Source organism: Mesorhizobium sp. LEGMi-168a (assembly GCF_058312955.1).
Window position 1 is genome coordinate 211,178 of record NZ_JBZEGV010000006.1, and the last position, 18,024, is coordinate 229,201.

General features: G+C 65.8%; 16 protein-coding genes. 10 read left to right on the forward strand and 6 right to left on the reverse strand.

The annotated features are described in order from the left end of the window. Position 1: 1 nt before the first annotated feature. From AC4FWB_RS11340 to amaB, 6 genes are all read left to right on the forward strand, one after another. A complete protein-coding gene (locus AC4FWB_RS11340) occupies positions 2–2,413 on the forward strand; it encodes a circularly permuted type 2 ATP-grasp protein (protein ID WP_491026085.1) in 2,412 nt (803 codons plus the stop codon). Positions 2,414–2,515: 102 nt separating this feature from the next. Next, positions 2,516–3,391 carry a transglutaminase family protein gene (locus AC4FWB_RS11345; protein ID WP_491026086.1) on the forward strand — a complete coding sequence of 292 codons (876 nt, stop codon included), beginning with the start codon at positions 2,516–2,518 and terminating at the stop codon, positions 3,389–3,391. A 120-nt stretch (positions 3,392–3,511) separates the two neighbouring features. Then, entirely contained in the window at positions 3,512–3,679 is a 168-nt protein-coding gene (locus tag AC4FWB_RS11350; RefSeq protein WP_491026087.1) for a hypothetical protein, read from the forward strand. Positions 3,680–3,763: 84 nt separating this feature from the next. Next, positions 3,764–4,138: a YciI family protein gene (locus AC4FWB_RS11355; protein WP_126098146.1), complete on the forward strand. Its 375-nt coding sequence runs from the start codon at positions 3,764–3,766 to the stop codon at positions 4,136–4,138. After that, on the forward strand, positions 4,135–5,409 hold the full coding sequence (locus AC4FWB_RS11360; protein WP_491026088.1) for an RNA polymerase sigma factor: 1,275 nt from the start codon (positions 4,135–4,137) through the stop codon (positions 5,407–5,409). The genes AC4FWB_RS11355 and AC4FWB_RS11360 overlap by 4 nt, the downstream gene beginning before the upstream one ends. Before the next feature lie 172 nt (positions 5,410–5,581). Next, the gene (gene amaB / locus AC4FWB_RS11365) at positions 5,582–7,096 is read left to right on the forward strand and encodes an L-piperidine-6-carboxylate dehydrogenase (RefSeq protein WP_491026089.1); all 1,515 of its coding nucleotides are present in this window, start codon (positions 5,582–5,584) and stop codon (positions 7,094–7,096) included. Between the two features lie 34 nt (positions 7,097–7,130). On the opposite strand, the gene AC4FWB_RS11370 is transcribed toward amaB, so the two are convergent. Continuing rightward, positions 7,131–8,021: a hypothetical protein gene (locus tag AC4FWB_RS11370; protein WP_491026090.1), complete on the reverse strand. Its 891-nt coding sequence runs from the start codon at positions 8,019–8,021 to the stop codon at positions 7,131–7,133. Between the two features lie 117 nt (positions 8,022–8,138). Beyond that, complete coding sequence (locus AC4FWB_RS11375; RefSeq protein ID WP_491026091.1) at positions 8,139–9,005, reverse strand: hypothetical protein; 867 nt, start codon at positions 9,003–9,005, stop codon at positions 8,139–8,141. Between the two features lie 310 nt (positions 9,006–9,315). Here AC4FWB_RS11375 and AC4FWB_RS11380 point away from each other — a divergent pair, with 310 nt between their 5' ends. The 3 genes from AC4FWB_RS11380 (at position 9,316) to AC4FWB_RS11390 (ending at position 11,825) form a co-directional block, all read left to right on the forward strand. Then, positions 9,316–10,149, forward strand: coding sequence for a GNAT family N-acetyltransferase (locus AC4FWB_RS11380; protein ID WP_491026092.1), 834 nt, complete (start codon positions 9,316–9,318; stop codon positions 10,147–10,149). A 109-nt stretch (positions 10,150–10,258) separates the two neighbouring features. Then, entirely contained in the window at positions 10,259–11,029 is a 771-nt protein-coding gene (locus tag AC4FWB_RS11385; protein WP_491026093.1) for an SDR family NAD(P)-dependent oxidoreductase, read from the forward strand. Between the two features lie 34 nt (positions 11,030–11,063). Beyond that, a complete protein-coding gene (locus AC4FWB_RS11390; RefSeq protein WP_491026094.1) occupies positions 11,064–11,825 on the forward strand; it encodes an SDR family NAD(P)-dependent oxidoreductase in 762 nt (253 codons plus the stop codon). A gap of 34 nt (positions 11,826–11,859) precedes the next feature. Here AC4FWB_RS11390 and AC4FWB_RS11395 read toward each other — a convergent pair whose 3' ends face one another. The 4 genes from AC4FWB_RS11395 to AC4FWB_RS11410 all read right to left on the reverse strand — a co-directional run bounded on the left by AC4FWB_RS11395 (position 11,860) and on the right by AC4FWB_RS11410 (position 16,506). Next, a complete protein-coding gene (locus AC4FWB_RS11395) occupies positions 11,860–12,963 on the reverse strand; it encodes an alcohol dehydrogenase family protein (RefSeq protein ID WP_491026095.1) in 1,104 nt (367 codons plus the stop codon). A gap of 8 nt (positions 12,964–12,971) precedes the next feature. Next, positions 12,972–14,351, reverse strand: coding sequence for an aspartate aminotransferase family protein (locus tag AC4FWB_RS11400; RefSeq protein WP_491026096.1), 1,380 nt, complete (start codon positions 14,349–14,351; stop codon positions 12,972–12,974). Between the two features lie 36 nt (positions 14,352–14,387). Then, positions 14,388–15,881, reverse strand: a complete 1,494-nt coding sequence (locus AC4FWB_RS11405) for an NAD-dependent succinate-semialdehyde dehydrogenase (RefSeq protein ID WP_491026097.1) — start codon at positions 15,879–15,881, stop codon at positions 14,388–14,390. Between the two features lie 133 nt (positions 15,882–16,014). Beyond that, entirely contained in the window at positions 16,015–16,506 is a 492-nt protein-coding gene (locus AC4FWB_RS11410; RefSeq protein ID WP_491026098.1) for an Lrp/AsnC family transcriptional regulator, read from the reverse strand. 83 nt (positions 16,507–16,589) lie between these two features. On the opposite strand from AC4FWB_RS11410, the gene ehuR reads away from it, so the two are divergent. Continuing rightward, entirely contained in the window at positions 16,590–17,975 is a 1,386-nt protein-coding gene (ehuR, locus tag AC4FWB_RS11415; protein WP_491026099.1) for a MocR-like ectoine utilization transcription factor EhuR, read from the forward strand. The last annotated feature ends 49 nt before the right edge of the window (positions 17,976–18,024 follow it).

Consider the following 18,024-nt stretch of genomic DNA (forward strand, 5'->3'; position numbering starts at 1 on the left):
AATGGCCAAGGGGAATCAGAAACGGGCGGGCGGAAGGCCGCGGGCGCAGAGCCTGCTGGAGCACTATCGGCCGATCGACGGCGTCGTCGACGAGATGGTCGATGTGTCAGGCAATCCGCGCCCGGCCTGGCGGTCCTTCATCGAAGCGCTGGATGTGTTGGGGGCTGAAACGCTCGGACAGCGTTTTACCCGCGCCGACCAGTATCTGCGCGACGCAGGGGTCTATTACCGCGTCTACGACAAGGCCGGGGCCAATGAACGCGAATGGCCGCTGGCGCATGTCCCGTTGCTAATCGACGAAAAGGAATGGGCAGAGATCAGCGCCGGCCTCATCCAGCGCGCCGACCTGTTCGAGGCGATCCTGGTCGACATCTACGGGCCGAACCGTCTGATCGAGACCGGCGTCCTGCCGGCCGGGCTGATCGCCGCCAGTCCGGAATATCTGCGCCCGGTCGTCGGCGTGCGGCCGGCCAGCGGCCACTTCCTGCACATGGTCGCCTTCGAGCTTGGCCGCGGACCGGACGGCCGCTGGTGGGTGCTGGGCGACCGCACCCAGGCGCCGTCGGGCGCCGGCTTCGCGCTGGAGAACCGCGTCGCCACCACGCGCTCTCTGTCCGATATCTATGGCGAGCTGCATGTGCACCGGCTCGCCGGCTTCTTCCGCCGCTTTCGCGACGCGCTGAACGGCATGGCCAAGGAATCCGGCGGCCGCGTCGCCATCCTGACGCCGGGACCGCTCAACGAAACCTATTACGAGCACGCCTATATCGCGCGCTATCTCGGCATCATGCTGCTCGAGGGCGAGGACCTGACCGTGTCCGGCGGCCGGCTGATGGTGCGCACCGTTTCGGGCCTGATGCCGGTCGGCGTGCTGTGGCGGCGGCTCGATGCGGCCTTCGCCGATCCGCTGGAGCTCAAGCCGGACTCGCAGATCGGCACGCCGGGGCTGGTCGAGGCGATCCGGCGCGGCACCGTCTCGGCCGTCAACGCGCTCGGCTCGGGCTTGGCGGAAACGCGGGCGCTGCTTTCCTTCCTGCCCAGGATCGCGCGGGAATTGCAGGGCGAGGAGCTCAAACTGCCGAACATCGCCACCTGGTGGTGCGGGCAGCAGACCGAACGCGCGCACGTGCTCGCCAATATCGACCGCATGGTGATCGGCCCGGCGCTGTCGACCAGGCTCGCCTTCGAGGACGATGGGGCGACGCGGCTCGGCTCGGCGCTTTCGGCAGGAGAGCGGGCGGAACTGATCGCGGGGATTGAAGCCGACGGGGCGGGCTTTGTCGGCCAGGAGGCCGTGACGCTCTCGACGACGCCCGTCTTTGTCGGCGGTGTGCTGGAGCCTCGGCCCGCCAGCCTGCGCGTCTATCTCGCGCGGACGCCGGACGGCTGGACCGTCATGCCCGGCGGCTTCGCGCGCGTCGGCTTCTCGCTCGACCCGACGGCGATCGCCATGCAGCGCGGCGGCCAGGCTGCCGATGTCTGGGTGGTCAGCGACCGGCCTGTCGAACGCGAGACGCTGCTGCCGCAGGAGCATGACAGCTTCACCCGCACCATGCCCGGCAGCCTGCCGAGCCGCGCGGCGGAGAACCTGACATGGCTCGGCCGCTACATCGAGCGCTCGGAAGACACGGTCCGCATCCTGCGCGCCTACCATGTGCGGCTGGCGGAGACCTCCGACCCCGAGATGCCGCTGCTCGCCGACATCAGGGACTATCTCGAACCGTTCGGCATCGAGGTCGAGGCGGCGATCCCGCTTGGGCTGATCGGCACGCTCGACAGCGCCGTCTACAGCGCGGGCCAGATCCGCGACCGCTTCTCGCCGGACGGCTGGCTGGCGCTGAAGGACCTGTCGAAGACCATCCATCAGTTCGCCGACACCGTGGCGCCCGGCGACGACGCGACGCGGGCGATGACCGTGATGCTGCGCAAGCTCGCGGGGTTCTCTGGCTTGCTGCACGAGAACATGTACCGCTTTACCGGCTGGCGCTTCCTGGAGATCGGGCGCCGGCTGGAGCGCGGCATCCAGATCGCCCGCACGCTGGCCCGGCTGACCGGAAACGGCGCGCCCGACGGCGCGCTCGACATGATGTTGGAGATCGGCGACAGCGTGATGACCCACCGCCGGCAATATCCGGTGCAGGCCGGCCGGCGCACGGTAATCGACCTGCTCGCGCTCGATCCGCTCAACCCGCGTTCCATCCTTTTCCAGCTCGAGCGGCTCAAGGCCGAGATCGGCATGCTGCCTTCCGTCGGCGGCGAGGGACACATGTCGCCGGCGGCGAAGGAAATTCTGCAACTCAACACGGCGATCGCCGTGATGGAACCTCAGGACATGACCGCCAAGGTGCTCGACGATCTCGCCAGCCAAATCGGCGATCTCTACAACAGCCTCGCCAAGGCCTATTTCGAGTAGAGCATCTCCAGCGAAAAAGGATCGCCTTCAATGCTCTATCTCTTTGTTTTTACGCAATTCCGGACGCAAAACCGCTACGCACTTTTGCTGGAATTGCTCTAGATGCTCTACGATATCAGGCTCCATCTGCATTACGACTACGCTTCCGCCGCCGGCGGCGGCCGGCACCAGGTGCGCGTGCTGCCGCAGACGATCACCGGCGTGCAGCGGGTGATCGCCGCCTCGCTGTCTTTTGCACCAACGCCTGCCGAGCGCGCGGATTTTTCCGATTTCTTCGGCAACAGCGTCACCGCGATCGCCTTTCGCCACGCGCATGAGGAGCTCGACATCAGGATGAGCGCGCGGGTGTCGGTCTCGCGGCCGGAACCCGGCCTCGACGTCTCGCCCGACATTCACGGCTTGAGGGCGGAACTCGATGCGGTGCGCTCGCTGTCCTCCGTCGCGCCGCATCACTTCCTCACCGCCAGCGACCACGCCGGCATCGATACGGCGATCACGGCCTATGCGCGGGAAAGCCTCGCCGGTTCGGCGGTCGCCACGGCGGTCGATCTCTGCAACCGCATCCACCGCGATTTCACCTATGACGGCGAGGCGACCACCGTGCAGACACGGGCCAGCGACGCCTTCGCGCTGAAACGCGGGGTCTGCCAGGATTTTTCCCACATCATGATCGCCGGGCTGCGCGGGCTGGGCATTCCCGCCGGCTATGTCAGCGGCTTCCTGCGCACCATCCCGCCCAAGGGCAAGCCGAGGCTCGAAGGGGCGGATGCCATGCACGCCTGGGTGAAGGCCTGGTGCGGCCGCGATGCCGGCTGGCAGGAATTCGACCCGACCAACGGCATGCGGGCGAGCAACGACCATATCACCGTCGGGTACGGTCGCGATTATTCCGACGTGGCGCCGATCGTCGGCGTGCTGAAAACCACCGGCGGCCAGGTCGGCGAGCAGGCCGTCGACGTCGTCCCGGTCGCTGCCTGAAAGCGCGACAGTGTCGATGGCTCTCTTGGGAAGGATTGCTTCTCGCGATACCGCGGCTATCCGGAACGCAGCGGCTCTCGCAATCTTGCGCTGACCGAGGCACGCTTTCCCTGGATTTACATGATCGACGTCGACGATCTGCATCTGGAAGGTGGATTGCGGGCGCTGCTGTCGAAAACCAGGACCAAGCCAGGCGCGGATATGGTGGTCGGCGCCTACCGCAGGCGGACCGACGGTCTGGACCGGCAGTTCAAAACGCCGGCCGGCTACACGGCAGGGGCAGGGTAAGCCCGTGATCGCCCTGATTTTTTTATCGACGTTGTGTCGGGAAGGGTCCTACTGTCTCGTCCTTTGATACGGAAAGGACGCACCATGCTCTATGCCATCCTCTGCTACGCCTCCGAAGACGTCGTCTGCTCCTGGAGCAAGGAACAGGACGACGAGGTGATGGCAAAGCTCCTCAACGTACAGGACAAATACGCCAAGGCGGGCCGGCTGGGGCCTGTGGCGCGTCTCCTGCCGACCACCGCCGCGACGACGCTCCGCAAGGTCAAGGGCGAGTCGATGGTGCTCGACGGGCCGTTCGCCGAGACCAAGGAGCAGTTCCTCGGCTTCTACACGCTCGAATGCCAAGACTTGGATGAGGCCGTCGAGTTCGCCCGCGAGCTCTCCGAGGTCAACCCGAGCGGCGGCTCCTACGAGATCAGGCCGGTTTCGGTCTTCAACCCCACAAAGGTCGCGGTATGACGGAGCTCGCCTGGATAAGCAACGCGATCAGCACCGCCCGTCCGCAGGCGATGGGCGCGCTGCTGCGCTATTTCCGCGACCTCGATGCCGCGGAAGAAGCTTTCCAGGATGCATGTCTGAGGGCACTGAAGAACTGGCCGAAGAACGGGCCGCCGCGCGATCCGGCGGCCTGGCTGATCTTCGTCGGCCGCAACAGCGGCATCGACGCGGTGCGCAAGCGCGCCAAGCAGGCGCCGATGCCGGAAGAGGATCAGATTTCCGATCTCGAGGATGCCGAAGGCGATATGGCCGAGCGGCTGGACGGCGCGCATTATCGCGACGACATCCTGCGGCTCTTGTTCATCTGCTGCCATCCGGACCTGCCGGCGACGCAGCAGATCGCGGTGGCGTTGCGCATCGTCTCCGGCTTGACCGTCAAGCAGATCGCGCGCGCCTTCCTCGTCGGCGAGAGCGCCATGGAGCAGCGCATCACCCGCGCCAAGGCGCGCATCGCGGACGCCGGCGTGCCATTCGAGACGCCGGGCGCGGTCGAGCGCTCCGAGCGGCTGGCGGCGGTTGCCGCCATGGTCTACCTCATCTTCAACGAGGGTTATTCGAGCAATGGCGGCGAGGCGCCGGCCCGCGCGCCGCTCTGCGAGGAAGCGATCCGGCTCGCCAGGCTGTTGCTCCGGCTGTTTCAGCAGGAGCCGGAGATCATGGGGCTGACCGCGCTGCTGCTGCTCCAGCATGCGCGCGCGCCGGCGCGCTTCGACGAGAATGGCGAGATCGTGCTGCTCGAGGACCAGGACCGGTCGCTCTGGAGCCGCAAGATGATCGACGAGGGCCTTGCCTTGGTCGACAAGGCGCTGCGCCACCGCAAGCCCGGCCCCTACCAGGTGCAGGCGGCGATCGCGGCGCTGCATGCAAGGGCAGCCGAGCCTGAGGATACAGACTGGACCGAGATCGACCTGCTCTACGGTCTGCTCGAGCAGATGCAGCCGTCGCCGGTGGTGACGCTCAACCGCGCGGTGGCAGTGAGCAAGGTGCGCGGCCCGGAAGCGGCTTTAGCCATGATCGAGCCGCTGGAGGACAGGCTGTCCGGCTATTTCCATTTCTTCGGCCTGAAGGGCGGCCTTTTGATGCAGCTTGGCCGTGACGAGGAAGCGCGCGTGGCCTTCGACCGCGCGATCGCGCTTGCCAACACCGCCGCCGAGGCCGCTCATATCCGCATGCATATCGACCGGCTGATCAAGGAAAGCGCCGAGAAGTCGTCGATCCCGAAGGCACGCTGATCCCGCTTCCAAGCCTGGCCTAATTTTGCGAGCCGGGCTTGGACCATGCCGGGGTGGCGGTTTTTCCCTGAAGCGAGTAATGCCACGCCATGAAAAGCGCCTGGGCATGCCCAAAGGCGCGCCAAAGGCGCGGCGCTCGCCCATCCAGGCGGGATTTGAAAGGGATAAAAAAATGACGATAGCGAAGGAAACGGCCTCACTTCTGGAGAAACTGGGCGTCGCGAAGGACGCGCTTTCGGGCGGCGACCTCATCGTGCGCAGCCCGGTGACGGGCGAACAGATCGCGGCGCTGAAGCAGATTTCGGCGGCCGATGCCGGCAAGGCCATCGATGCCGCGCACAAGGCCTTCCAGGCCTGGCGACTGGTGCCGGGGCCGAAGCGCGGCGAGCTGGTGCGCCTGCTCGGCGAGGAACTGCGCGCGCACAAGGCGGAGCTCGGCCGGCTGGTGTCGATCGAGGTCGGCAAGATCCCGTCCGAGGGTCTCGGCGAAGTGCAGGAAATGATCGACATCTGCGATTTCGCGGTCGGCCTTTCCCGCCAGCTCTACGGCCTGACCATCGCCACCGAGCGTCCTGGACACCGCATGATGGAGACCTGGCATCCACTCGGCGTCGTCGGCGTGATCTCGGCCTTCAACTTCCCGGTCGCGGTGTGGTCGTGGAATGCAGCGCTTGCGCTCGTCTGCGGTGACGCAGTGGTGTGGAAGCCTTCGGAAAAGACGCCGCTGACCGCACTTGCCTGCGAGGCGATCTTCAAGCGCGCCGTCAAGCGTTTTGGCACTGAAGCGCCGGCCGGCCTGCTCCAGGTGCTGATCGGTGATCGCGCCGTCGGCGAGGTTCTGGTCGATCATCCGAAGGTGCCGCTGGTTTCGGCCACCGGCTCGACCCGCATGGGCCGCGAGGTCGGTCCGCGGCTGGCGAAGCGCTTCGCCCGCGCGGTGCTGGAGCTCGGCGGCAACAATGCCGGCATCGTCTGCCCGACCGCCGATCTCGACATGGCGTTGCGGGCGATTGCCTTCGGCGCCATGGGCACGGCCGGCCAGCGCTGCACGACTCTCAGGCGCCTGTTCGTGCATGAGAGCGTTTATGACGCGCTGCTGCCGCGCCTGAAGAAGGCTTATCAGAGCGTCTCGGTCGGCAATCCGCTGGAGACGTCGGCGCTGGTCGGTCCGCTGATCGACAAGGCCGCCTTCGACAACATGCAGAAGGCGCTGAAGGAAGCGGAAACGCATGGCGGCAAGGTCACCGGCGGCGCGCGGTTCGAGAACGGCCATCCTGACGCCTATTACGTTCATCCGGCGCTGGTCGAGATGCCCAGCCAAGTTTCGCCGGTGACGGAGGAGACCTTCGCGCCGATCCTCTATGTGATGAAGTACTCCGATTTCGACGAGGCGCTCGACCTGCACAACGCGGTCGGCGCCGGCCTGTCGTCGTCGATCTTCACGCGCGACCTGCAGGAATCGGAACGCTTCCTCGGTGTCGACGGTTCGGACTGCGGCATCGCCAACGTCAATATCGGCACCTCGGGCGCCGAGATCGGCGGCGCGTTCGGCGGCGAGAAGGAAACCGGCGGCGGCCGCGAGAGCGGCTCGGACGCCTGGAAGGCCTATATGCGCCGGGCGACCAACACGGTGAACTTCTCCAAGGCGCTGCCGTTGGCGCAAGGCGTGTCGTTCGACATCGACTGAGGATGGCAAACGCGGTCTGGAGCGGTCAGCCTCGCTATGATGCTGACCTCGCTTCGGCTTGCCGGAAGACCGCGTTCTCCATGCAAGCGGCGAAGGCCGCGTCGATGATGGCGAGCTTGACCGCCTGCGCCGTCACATACTCGCTGTAGAACTCGTTCGAGACCCACATCACCGAATGGCCGCGCTGGCCGAGCCAGCCGACGCTGCCGAGCGCCTCGGCGTCGCGCAATTTGCGCGCCAGGTGGGTGCGCGACAGCTTCAGCCACCTGGCGAAATCGCCGATCGATAGGACACCGGTCGGGATACGCTCCTGGCCGACGTCCTCGAGTTCGACGCCGGCCATCAGCCAGTCCATGACGACGCCGCCATTGTTGAGCCAGGTGAACAGCGAGAAAGTCCGTTTCGGCTCGCGCACCGGCACGGACGAGACCAGCCCGTCCGCGATCAGCGGTTGCAGCTGCGCCAGCATTTGCGGCCGTGCCTGGAATGTCTCCAGCCGGTTCGCGCCGTCGAGATCGTCAAGCGTCCTGAGGTGCATGAGAACCCAGCCTGTCAGCTCCACCAATGCCGCGGCCGTTGGTTGCAGGGGGCGAATGCGGCCGTCGTCACCGCCAGGCGCGTCGACGATGAAATTGTAATGCTGCATTTCCTTGATGAAGGCATGGGTGGTGTTGCGGCTGGCCACCGAATGCTGAAGGGTGACGTCGACGAAACGCGCGGCCGTCAGCTCCCTTCGATAGTCGCTGGGGTCCCTGCGGAAATGCAGGGCAAGACCGATATGGGCCATCAGCCAGCGCTGCTGGGTGGCAAAGACCGAGGACGCCCGCGGGTTCCCTTCATAGGCCCGCAACATCGCCCGCGCCTGCGCCTGAATGCAAGCGCGCAGCGCAGGATGGCCGGCAATGTCTTCGAAGTTCAGCGCCATTCCCCCCAGAATCCGCCAAATATCGCCCTAGCCGGATGCGGATAGCAGTTTTGACCGGCGTACGCCAGTGCAACCGCCGGTTTTGCCGCTGGGCCTGCGGTGCAGGCGCCGCGGCGCTCAGCTTTCGCCTGCGGGGGGAAAACAGGTTTCGAAGGCCGCGTCGACGACAGCAAGCTTGGCTGCCTGGACGGCCATGTATTCGTCGTAGAACTGTCGCGAAACCCACATGACGGAATGTCCGCGCTGGCCGACCCAGCCGATGCTGCCAAGCGCTTCGGCATCATGCAGCTTGCGCGCCAGATGGGTACGGGACAGCTTCAGCCAGTGCGCGAATTCGCTGATCGAAATGACGCTGGTCGGTATCTTGTCGAGGTTGGCGTCCTCCGGATCGATGCCCGACATCAGCCAGTCCATGACGATGCCGCCGTTGTTCAGCCAGATAAACAACGAGAAGGTTTGCTCGGGTTCCCGCACCGGATCGGATGCGAGCAGCCCGTCGCAGATCAACGGCTGCAGCTTCGCCAGCATATCGGGGTGCTCGAGGAAGGTTGCCAGCCGGTTCCCGCCGTCGATGCGATCGAGCGTTCTCAAATGGGCATGGATCCAGCTGGTGAAGGTCTCAATGGTGGCCGCGCTGACCCGCAAGGGGTGGGCGCGGCCGTCGCCACTCGCCGAAACATATTCGGCGATGTTGTAATGCAGCATTTCCTTGACAAACGCCTCGGCGGTGTTGCGGCTGGCGACTGAATTGCGGCGCACGACCTCGATGAAACGCGCCACCGTCATTTCGGTGCGGCGGTCATTGGGGTCGCGCCTGAAATGAAGGGCAAGCCCGACATGGCCGAGCAGCCAACGCTGCTGGGTGGCAAAGACGGCGGCAAGGCGCGGGCTGGTTTCGTAGACATGAATGAGCGCGCGCGACTGTTCCTGAACATGACGAAGCGCTGCCGGATGACTGGCGATCTCTTCGGCACTCAGCGGCATTTCCTGCGGCACTCCATTCGATTCCAAGCAACGGCAAATGAAGATTTATAGCCTTCGCCGGTTGTGTCCAGTTGCCTATTCGAACAACGAATGACTGCTCGGCGATTTCTTTGCTAACCCCTTGCATCGACTTGGAAAAACCCTCCCGGCAGTTGCAGGTCAGTAGTCGTTCTTCCACTGTCTTGTGTGAGCAGAGCAGGTCGACTCCGTCTTTCACGGCGCGGACGGACGGCGCCGGCCTTTGCAACTTGCGAGGCGCATCCTATCGTGGCGGCTTGAAATCCATCGCCTCAGACCGCCGAGTGGAACGATGCCGAGAACGATAAGGACACTGACCGCCAGCGAGGTGGAAATGCTCGTCGACTGGGCGGCGGGGGAGGGTTGGAATCCAGGCATCGGCGATGCCGCCGCGTTGCGCGCGGCCGATCCGGAAGGGTTCATCGGCGCCTTTGTCGCCAGCGAGATGGTGGCCGGCATTTCGGCCGTCGCCTACGGCCCGGGTTTCGGCTTCATCGGCCTTTACATCTGCCGGCTCGACCGGCGTGGCGAAGGCCACGGCAAGGCGGTCTGGGATGCCGGCATGGCCCGGCTCGGCAACCGCATCATCGGTCTCGACGGCGTGGCCGAGCAGCAGGCCAACTACCAGCGCAAAGGGTTCATGCCGGCCTATGAGACGGTCCGATATAGCGGTCGCGCTGCCGGGCTGACCGGCGGCAGCGACGTCCTGCCCGTGACGGCCGCCGGCGCAGCCGAGATCCTTGCCTACGACTGCCAGTGCTTCCCGGCGCCGCGAGAGGCCTTCCTGCGGGAATGGCTGCAGCCGCCCCGGATCGCGCTCATGTCCGCCGGTCCGGCCGGCATTGCCGGCTATGGCGTGGCGCGCCGGTGCCGGGAGGGTTTCAAGGTCGGGCCGCTGTTCGCCGATGGCCAGGACATAGCCCTGGCGTTGGTGGCGGAACTGGCGGGCATGACAGCGGGCGAAGCGCTGCATATCGACGTGCCGGCCACCCAAGTCGGCTTCACCGCCATGCTTCAGGCCGCCGGCATGCTTCCAGGCTTCTCGACGACCCGCATGTACAAGGGCGGCAAGCCCGGCAATGCGCCAACGAAGGTTTTCGGCATCACGACGCTGGAACTGGGGTGATCCAGAGCCGAACCTCCTATGATCATTGTTTGTCCGGTGTGGTGCATGCGGCATCTCTGCTGGACATGGTTCGCATATCGTCGCGGCGGCGTTTCGTGGAGGTTATCGAATGGCTGGCAGGACGGCCCTGATTGCGGGCGGCGCCGGGGGAATGGGTCTAGCAACCGGACTGCGCCTCGCGGCTGATGGCGACCGGATCGCGCTCGCCGACCTTCCCGGCCCGAAACTCGACGATGCCGTGGCTAAAGTTGCCGCGACAGGCGCGAAGGCGATCGGTCTGCCGCTCGACATCCGATCCGTCGCCGCCTGCAGCGAAGCGGTGGACAAGGCCTGCGAGTGGGGAGGCGGCCTCGACATTCTCGTGAATGCCGCCGGCGTCTGGCTCGAGGGACCGGCAAGCGAGGTCCAGGAAGAACAATGGGACCTGGTGCTGGACGTCAATCTGAAAGGCGCGTTCTTCCTGATCTCGGCCGCCATTCCGCATCTGTCGGCGGCGCAGGGCGTGATCATCAACATTGCTTCCGACGCGGGCATCGTCGGCAACAACGGCGCGGCGGTCTATTGCGCCTCCAAGGGCGGACTGGTGCTGCTATCCAAGGCCCTTGCATTGGAGCTTGCCCCGCACGGCATCAGGGTCAATGCCGTCTGTCCCGGCGACACGGCGACGCCGATGATCGAGTATCAGGCAGAGACCTTTGGCGGCGATGACCCGGACGGCTACAAGCGGAAGCTTCTGGGGCACTACCCGCAAGGGGAAAGAGCGCGGTTCATCGCCGTGGAGGAGATCGCTTCCTTCATCCACTATCTTTGCCAGCCGGGTGCCGCGCCGATCACCGGAGCAGCGCTGTCGATCGATTTCGGCGTCAGCGCCGGCTACTGAATTGCCGGCTGTTGGCTGGCGTCCTGGAGGGGCCATGCTCGTGTTTCGCAAATCCCGTACGGCGTTGGTGACCGGCGCGGGCGCCGCCGATGGCATCGGCGTCGCGGTCGCGCGATCGCTCGGCGAAGCCGGGCTTTCGGTCGCAATCACCGCCTCCTCGCAACGTGTCGAGCAACGCGCCGAGGAACTGCGGGCCAACGGGCTCGACGTCCGCGCGGTGGTGGCCGACCTGACGCGTTCGGCGGATGTCGAGCGGCTGTGCTCGGAGGTCGGCGAGATCGACATCCTCGTCAACAATGCCGGGATGGGGACGATCGCGCAGCCGGCGCTGCAGCGGCGATTTCTCGATCTCAGCGAAAGCGATTGGGACCGGGGCATCGATGTCAGCTTGAAGACTGCGTTCCTTGCCACACGCGGCTTTCTGGCCGGCATGGTTCAGCGCGGCCATGGACGCGTGGTCAACATGGCTTCGGTCACCGGACCTTATGTCTCCAATGAAGGAGAGGCCGCCTACTCCGCCGCCAAGGCGGCCATGGTCGGGCTGACCCATGCGCTTGCCCTCGAGGTCGGCCGCAGCGGCGTTACGGTCAACGCCGTGGCGCCGGGCTGGATTGCGACGGGCGCCTCGACGGCGGAAGAGCACGTCGCCGCGCAGAACACGCCGCTCGGACGTGCCGGCAGGCCTGAGGAAGTCGCCGCGGCCGTCTTGTTTCTGGCCTCCGACGGCGCCAGCTATGTCAACGGCGCCGTCCTCGTCGTGGACGGCGGCAACATCCTGCAGGAGCGCAAGGGCTGACCGCGAAGGGCGCGGCCTCGGCCGTCGTCGACCGTTATTTGTTCGCGGCCGCCACGACGTCCGGCACCACCACCAGCTTGCCGACGAAATCCTTGGCCATGAAATCGGTCTGGGCGCGGTGGAAGTCCGACAATTTGTAGACGCCGCCGACCAGCGGCTTGATCTTCTTCTCCTCGATGTAGCGTACGATGCGGCGGAAATCCGCCCGTGTCCCTTGGCTCGAGCCGTGAAGCTGAAGATGCTTGAGATACATGGTGCGCAGATCGAGCTGCACCACCGGCCCGGCAATGGCGCCCGCCGTGGTGTAGCGGCCCTCGGGCCTGAGGATCCGCAGCAGGTCGTTGAAGATCGCGCCGCCGACGAGGTCGGCGACCACGTCGATGGGTTGGCCAGCGGTCGCCTCGGCGACGGCGGCCGGCAGGTCGGCCACGCCGCGCGTGATCACCTTCTCGGCGCCGATGTCGAGCACGGCCTGCTCCTTGCCCTTGCCGACGATCGCATAGGGAATGGCGCCGCGGGCGCGTGCGAGCTGCACGATGCCGGAGCCGACACCGCCGGAGGCGCCGGTGACCAGCACCCGCTCGCCGGCCTTCAGCGCCGCGCGTTCCAGCATCTGCTCGCCGGTCAGGTAGGCGCAGCAGAAGGTGGCAAGCTCGACATCGCTGAGGTCGGTGTCGACGACATGCGCGTTCTCGGCCGGCAGCGCCTGGTACTCGGCGTAACCGCCGTCGCGGCCGTGGCCCATATAGTCGATGTCGGCAAGCGAATCGTCGTCGCGGTTGTAGATGGAGAAATCGACCATCACCCGCTCGCCGACGCGGCCGGCAGGCACGGCATCACCGACGGCGACGATGGTGCCAACCGTGTCGGTGCCCTGGATGCGCGGGAAGGTCAGCGTGTTGCCCTGCCGGCGCCAGGTCGACACGGCCCCGGCGTCTTCCTCGGTGCCATAGGCGCCCTGGCGCACCCAGACGTCGGTGTTGTTCATGCCGCAGGCGCTGACCTTGACCAGCACCTCGCCCGCGGCCGGCGAAGGCACCTTCACGTCGGTGCGGTAGACGAGCTTCTCCAGGCCGCCATGGCCGGTCAGCTGCACGGCGGCCATCGTTGCCGGAATGGTTCTGGTCATGGCATTCATGTCGCTTCTCAGATGCTGGCAAAGACGCTGTTCACGGCGTCGGCGGTCTTGGCGACGATCGTGTCGGCCTCCTCACGCGTCAGGCAGAGCGGCGGCGCGAAGCCGAGGATATCGCCCTGCGGCATGGCGCGACCGATGACGCCGCTTGCCGCGAGCGCCGTGGCGATCTGCGGTCCGACCTTCAGCGCCGGATCGAAGAAGACGCGGTCGTCGCGATCCTTGACGAATTCGACCGCCGCCAGCATGCCGTCGCCGCGCACCTCGCCGACATGCTTATGGCCGCCGACAGCCTTGGCGAACTCGGCGCGGAAATAGGCGCCGGTTTCACCGGCGTTCCTCACCAGATCCATCTCGTCGATCAGCTCGAGGTTGGCGACGCCAGCGGCAACACAGATCGGGTGCGCCGAATAGGTCCAGCCATGGCCGAGGGAACCCAGCTTGTCGGAACCCTTGACCAGCACCTGCCAGACCTTGTCGGAGACGATGACGCCGGACAGCGGCGCATAGGCCGAGGTCAGGCCCTTGGCGATGGTGATCAGGTCCGACTTGATGCCGTAATGGTCGGAGCCGAACATGGTGCCGAGACGGCCGAAGCCGGTCACCACCTCGTCGGCGACGAGCAGCACGTCGTACTTGTTCAGCACGGCCTGGATCTTCTGCCAATAGCCGGCCGGCGGCGGCACGATGCCGCCGGTGCCGAGGATCGGCTCGCCGATGAAGGCCGCGACTGTATCCGGACCTTCGGCGAGGATCATCTCCTCGAGCTTGTCGGCGCAATATTGCGAGAATTGCTCCTCGCTCATCGAGCGGTCGGCGCGGCGGAAGTAATAAGGCGCCTCAGTGTGCATGATCGGGGCGCGCGGCAGGTCGAAGGCGTTGTGGAACAGGTCGAGCCCGGTCAGCGATCCGGTCATCACGCCGGAGCCGTGATAGCCGCGCCAGCGCGAGATGATCTTCTTCTTCTCGGGCCGTCCCAGAACGTTGTTGTAGTACCAGATCAGCTTGATGTTGGTCTCGTTAGCGTCGGAGCCGGAAAGGCCGAAATAGACCCTAGACATGCCCTTCGGCGCGCGGTCGATGATCATCTTGGCCAGCCGGATCGAGGCCTCGGTGCCGTGGCCGACATAGGCGTGGTAGTAGGCGAGGTTCTTCGCCTGCGCGGCGATGGCATCGGCGATCTTCTGGCGGCCATAACCAACATTGACGCAATAGAGGCCGGCGAAGGCATCGATGCTCTTCTTGCCAGTGTTGTCCCAGACGGTGACGCCTTCACCGCCGGCCATGACGCGGGCGGGCGATTCGCCACGCGCATGCGTGCCCATATGGGTCGAGGGATGGAAGAAGTGGTCGCGATCCCAGGCCGAAAGTTCGTTGGATTGTTCGAGCATCTTTTTTCTCCTTGTTCGGATCCTCTCGGCGGGCGCTCAGGCCACGTCCAGGCAGAGATATTTCAGATCGGTGAAGGCTTCGAGGCCGTGGCGCGAGCCTTCGCGGCCGATGCCGGATTGCTTGACGCCGCCGAACGGGATCGGCGCGCCGGTGATCTTGACCCGGTTGATCGCGACCATACCGTAATCCAGCGCGCGGCCCATGCGCGCCTGCCGGGCGCCGTTCTCGGTCACGACATAGGCGACAAGGCCATATTCGGTAGCATTGGCGCGGGCGACGACTTCCGCCTCGTCCTCGAAAGGCGTCACGGCGGCGACCGGACCGAAGGTTTCCTCATGCATGATCAGCGCCGCGTCCGTCACGTCGACGAGCAGTGTCGGCTGGTAGAACAGTGGCCCGGCCGCGTGGCGCTTGCCGCCGGCGAGACAACGCGCGCCGCGCGCGAGCGCATCGGCCACCTGCTCCTCAACCTTCTTGACGGCGCGCTCATGCATCAGCGGCCCTATATCGGCGTCGCCGGAAAGCCCGTTGCCGGTGCGCAGCTGCTCGATGCGGCGGGCGAAGGCGGCGCAGAACCGCTCGTAGATCGGGCGCTGTACATAGATGCGGTTGGCGGCCAGGCAGTCCTGGCCGGAGGTGGCGAATTTAGCATCGAGCGCGATCGTGACGGCCTTGTCGATATCGGCATCGTCCAACACGATCAGCGGCGCGTGGCCGCCGAGCTCCATGACCAACCGCTTCATGGTCGGCGCGCTCTGCGCGGCGATCAGCCGGCCGACCTCGGTCGAGCCGGTGAAGCTCATGGCGCGCACGCGGGCATCGGCGCACATCGCACCGACAATCGTTCGCGCATCGCCGGTGACGACATTGAACACGCCGGCCGGCAGTCCGGCGCGCGCGCCGAGCTCGGCGCGCGCCCGCCCGGACAGCGGGGTGTCGGAGGGTGGGTGGGCGACCACCGTGCAGCCGGCGGCGAGCGCCGCCGCCGCCTTGCGGGTGAGCATGGCCGACGGAAAATTCCAAGGCGTGACAACGCCGACGACGCCGAGCGGCTCGCGGCGCACGCTCATCTCGGCATTGGGCAGATGGCTGGTGACGCTTTCGGCGTTGAGGCGTTTTGCTTCCTCGGCGTACCATTCGACGAAGGACGCGGCGTAGTCGATCTCGCCGAGCGATTCCTTCAGCGGCTTGCCCTGTTCGAGCGTCATCAGCAGCGCTAGGTCGTCCTTGGCGGCGATGATCAGCTCGAACCATTTTCGCAGGATTTTGGAGCGCTCCTGCGGCAGCGCCGAGCGCCAGGCCGGGAAGGCGCGGGCTGCCGCATCGACCGCCTCCGTCGTCTGCTTTGCATCGAGCGCGGCGACGAAGGCCACGGTGGAACCGATGGCGGGGTCCGTAACCTCGAAGCTCGCGGCCGAGTGGCCAGCCGTCCAGTGGCCGCCGACGTAGCCGAGATCGCGCAGCAGCCGGCGATCGGCAAGACGGTCGAGCGCTTCATGGCGGTGCGGGCGTGCAAAATGCGCGGACATTGTCATCTCCCTCGATTGAGGCGGAGCATCGGACGTGCCGAGCAAAAAAGGAGACTGTTTCGGCGTCAGTCCGTAGAGAGATTGTCTCTATTAGCTTGTCCGCAGAGACGATCTCTCCGCCTACGTCTCTGCCCTACGCTTGCCCCGGCAGCAGGTCGGCCACCGGCAGCACCGTCTCCTCCTTCACCGTCTTGGTGACGATGTAGGTGAAGTAACGGTCGATGCCGATCTCGCGTTCCAACAGGCCATCCACCAGCCGCTGATAGGCGTCGATGTCGCGCGCCATCACTTTCAGCACATAGTCGACGCCGCCGCCGACCGACCAGCAGGCAACGATCTCGGGAATGTCGCGGATGACCCGCTCGAAGCGGTCGAAATCGGTCTGGCGGTGGCTGGCCAAGGTCACCTCCATCAGCACGGTCGCCACTGGCGCGATCATGCGCATGGCGATCGCGGCGTGGTAGCCCGAAACGATGCCGGCTTTCTCCAGCTTGCGCAGCCGCATCCAGCAGGGCGTCGGCGACAGGCCGACCTTCTCGGCCAGCGCCAGCTTGGTGATGCGCCCGTCGCGCTGGATGGCGTCGAGTATCCTGAGGTCGATCGGGTCGAGTTTCGCTGCCGCCATGCCTGATCCGCTTTTTGTTCAGGACACCATGACGATGCATTATTTCGATTGTCAATTGCACTGATTTCGATCTCTAATAAGTCATGACATTATGGCAGCCAGATCCTGCTCTCATCCGACGACCCGCCTATCTCTCGCTGGCCGACCAGTTCGCGCGCGCGATCCATGACGGGCGGCTCGCCAATGGCGCGCGGCTGCCGACGCACCGCCGGCTTGCGGACGATCTGAAACTGTCGGTGCAGACCGTCAGCCGTGCCTATGAGGAGCTGATCCGCCGGGGGCTGATTTCCGGCGAGGTCGGGCGCGGCAGCTTCGTCCAGACACAGCGGCGCGAGCCGGAGCCGCCCTATCTTCCGGAACGGCTGGGCGAGGTCATCGACCTCTCCATCCTGAAACCGGTCTGCGAGCCGATGCATCTGGAGAAGCTGAAGCAGGCGTTGGGCTGGCTGGCCGAGAATCTGCCGTCGAGTTCGGCGCTGTCGTTCCGGCCGAACATGGTGTTTCCGCGCCATCGCGCGGTCGCGGTCGAGTGGCTGAAGCTTTGCGGTCTCGAAGCCTCGCCGCAGAACGTCAGCCTCACCAACGGCGCCACCGCCGGCATGACCGTGGCGCTAATGAGTGTGGCGCCGCCCGGCTCGACGGTCGCCACCGAAGCGATCGGCCACCACACGCTGGTGCCGCTTGCCCGTTATCTCGGCTTCAATCTCGAAGGCCTGCCGATCGACGACAACGGCCTCATCACCGAAGCGCTCGACGAGGCATGCCGTCTCTCAGACATCCGCGCCGTCTTTGTCCAGCCCTCGGTGATCAACCCGACGGCGACCCTGATGGACGCCACGCGGCGCGAGCAGATCGCGGCGGTCGCGCGCAAGCATGACATCGCCATCATCGAGAACGACGTGCTTGGGCCGCTGGTCGAAGGCCGGCCGCCGGCTGTCGCCGCCTTTGCGCCCGAGCGAACGCTCTACGTCACCTCATTCACCAAGATCACCGTGCCCGGACTGCGCATCGGCTATCTCGCGGTGCCGGACCGCTACGTCGCGGCCGTCGCCAACCGCCATCTCGTCTCGAACTGGATGGCGACGCCGATGGTGGCGGAGATCGCGACGCGCTGGGTGAATGACGGCACGGCGATGGAGCTGGTCACCTGGCAGCGCGGGGCGCTGAGACGACGGCAGGAGATCGCCGCAGAAGTGCTGACGGGCGTCGACTACCGCGTCCATCGCGACGGGCTGCATCTTTGGCTCGAGCTGCCGGGCGATCGCGCGGAGGAGAGCTTTGTCGCACAGGCGCGCCTGCGCGGCGTGGCGATCGCGCCGGGCACTTCGTTCCGTATCGCCGAGACGCCCTGGCATCCCGCCGTGCGTATCTCGCTGGGATCGACCACCGAGGGGGAACTGCGCGCGGGCTTGAGCGTTGTGGCCAAGCTGTTGCTCGGCGATCCGGAACATCTCCTGCTCGCCATCTGATGCCCAATCGGAGCGCAGATTGCCCTGAAATGGTGCCGTACTGGAAAAT

What these genes read in the sequence shown, in the direction of transcription:
- AC4FWB_RS11395 (WP_491026095.1), bottom strand. Translation starts at nt 12,963, where the DNA reads ATGAATGCCATGACCAGAACCATTCCGGCAACGATGGCCGCCGTGCAG.
- ehuR (WP_491026099.1), top strand. Translation starts at nt 16,590, where the DNA reads ATGACATTATGGCAGCCAGATCCTGCTCTCATCCGACGACCCGCCTAT.
- AC4FWB_RS11375 (WP_491026091.1), bottom strand. Translation starts at nt 9,005, where the DNA reads ATGCCGCTGAGTGCCGAAGAGATCGCCAGTCATCCGGCAGCGCTTCGT.
- AC4FWB_RS11340 (WP_491026085.1), top strand. Translation starts at nt 2, where the DNA reads ATGGCCAAGGGGAATCAGAAACGGGCGGGCGGAAGGCCGCGGGCGCAG.
- amaB (WP_491026089.1), top strand. Translation starts at nt 5,582, where the DNA reads ATGACGATAGCGAAGGAAACGGCCTCACTTCTGGAGAAACTGGGCGTC.
- AC4FWB_RS11370 (WP_491026090.1), bottom strand. Translation starts at nt 8,021, where the DNA reads ATGGCGCTGAACTTCGAAGACATTGCCGGCCATCCTGCGCTGCGCGCT.
- AC4FWB_RS11385 (WP_491026093.1), top strand. Translation starts at nt 10,259, where the DNA reads ATGGCTGGCAGGACGGCCCTGATTGCGGGCGGCGCCGGGGGAATGGGT.
- AC4FWB_RS11400 (WP_491026096.1), bottom strand. Translation starts at nt 14,351, where the DNA reads ATGCTCGAACAATCCAACGAACTTTCGGCCTGGGATCGCGACCACTTC.
- AC4FWB_RS11350 (WP_491026087.1), top strand. Translation starts at nt 3,512, where the DNA reads ATGATCGACGTCGACGATCTGCATCTGGAAGGTGGATTGCGGGCGCTG.
- AC4FWB_RS11410 (WP_491026098.1), bottom strand. Translation starts at nt 16,506, where the DNA reads ATGGCGGCAGCGAAACTCGACCCGATCGACCTCAGGATACTCGACGCC.
- AC4FWB_RS11380 (WP_491026092.1), top strand. Translation starts at nt 9,316, where the DNA reads ATGCCGAGAACGATAAGGACACTGACCGCCAGCGAGGTGGAAATGCTC.
- AC4FWB_RS11345 (WP_491026086.1), top strand. Translation starts at nt 2,516, where the DNA reads ATGCTCTACGATATCAGGCTCCATCTGCATTACGACTACGCTTCCGCC.
- AC4FWB_RS11405 (WP_491026097.1), bottom strand. Translation starts at nt 15,881, where the DNA reads ATGTCCGCGCATTTTGCACGCCCGCACCGCCATGAAGCGCTCGACCGT.
- AC4FWB_RS11355 (WP_126098146.1), top strand. Translation starts at nt 3,764, where the DNA reads ATGCTCTATGCCATCCTCTGCTACGCCTCCGAAGACGTCGTCTGCTCC.
- AC4FWB_RS11360 (WP_491026088.1), top strand. Translation starts at nt 4,135, where the DNA reads ATGACGGAGCTCGCCTGGATAAGCAACGCGATCAGCACCGCCCGTCCG.
- AC4FWB_RS11390 (WP_491026094.1), top strand. Translation starts at nt 11,064, where the DNA reads ATGCTCGTGTTTCGCAAATCCCGTACGGCGTTGGTGACCGGCGCGGGC.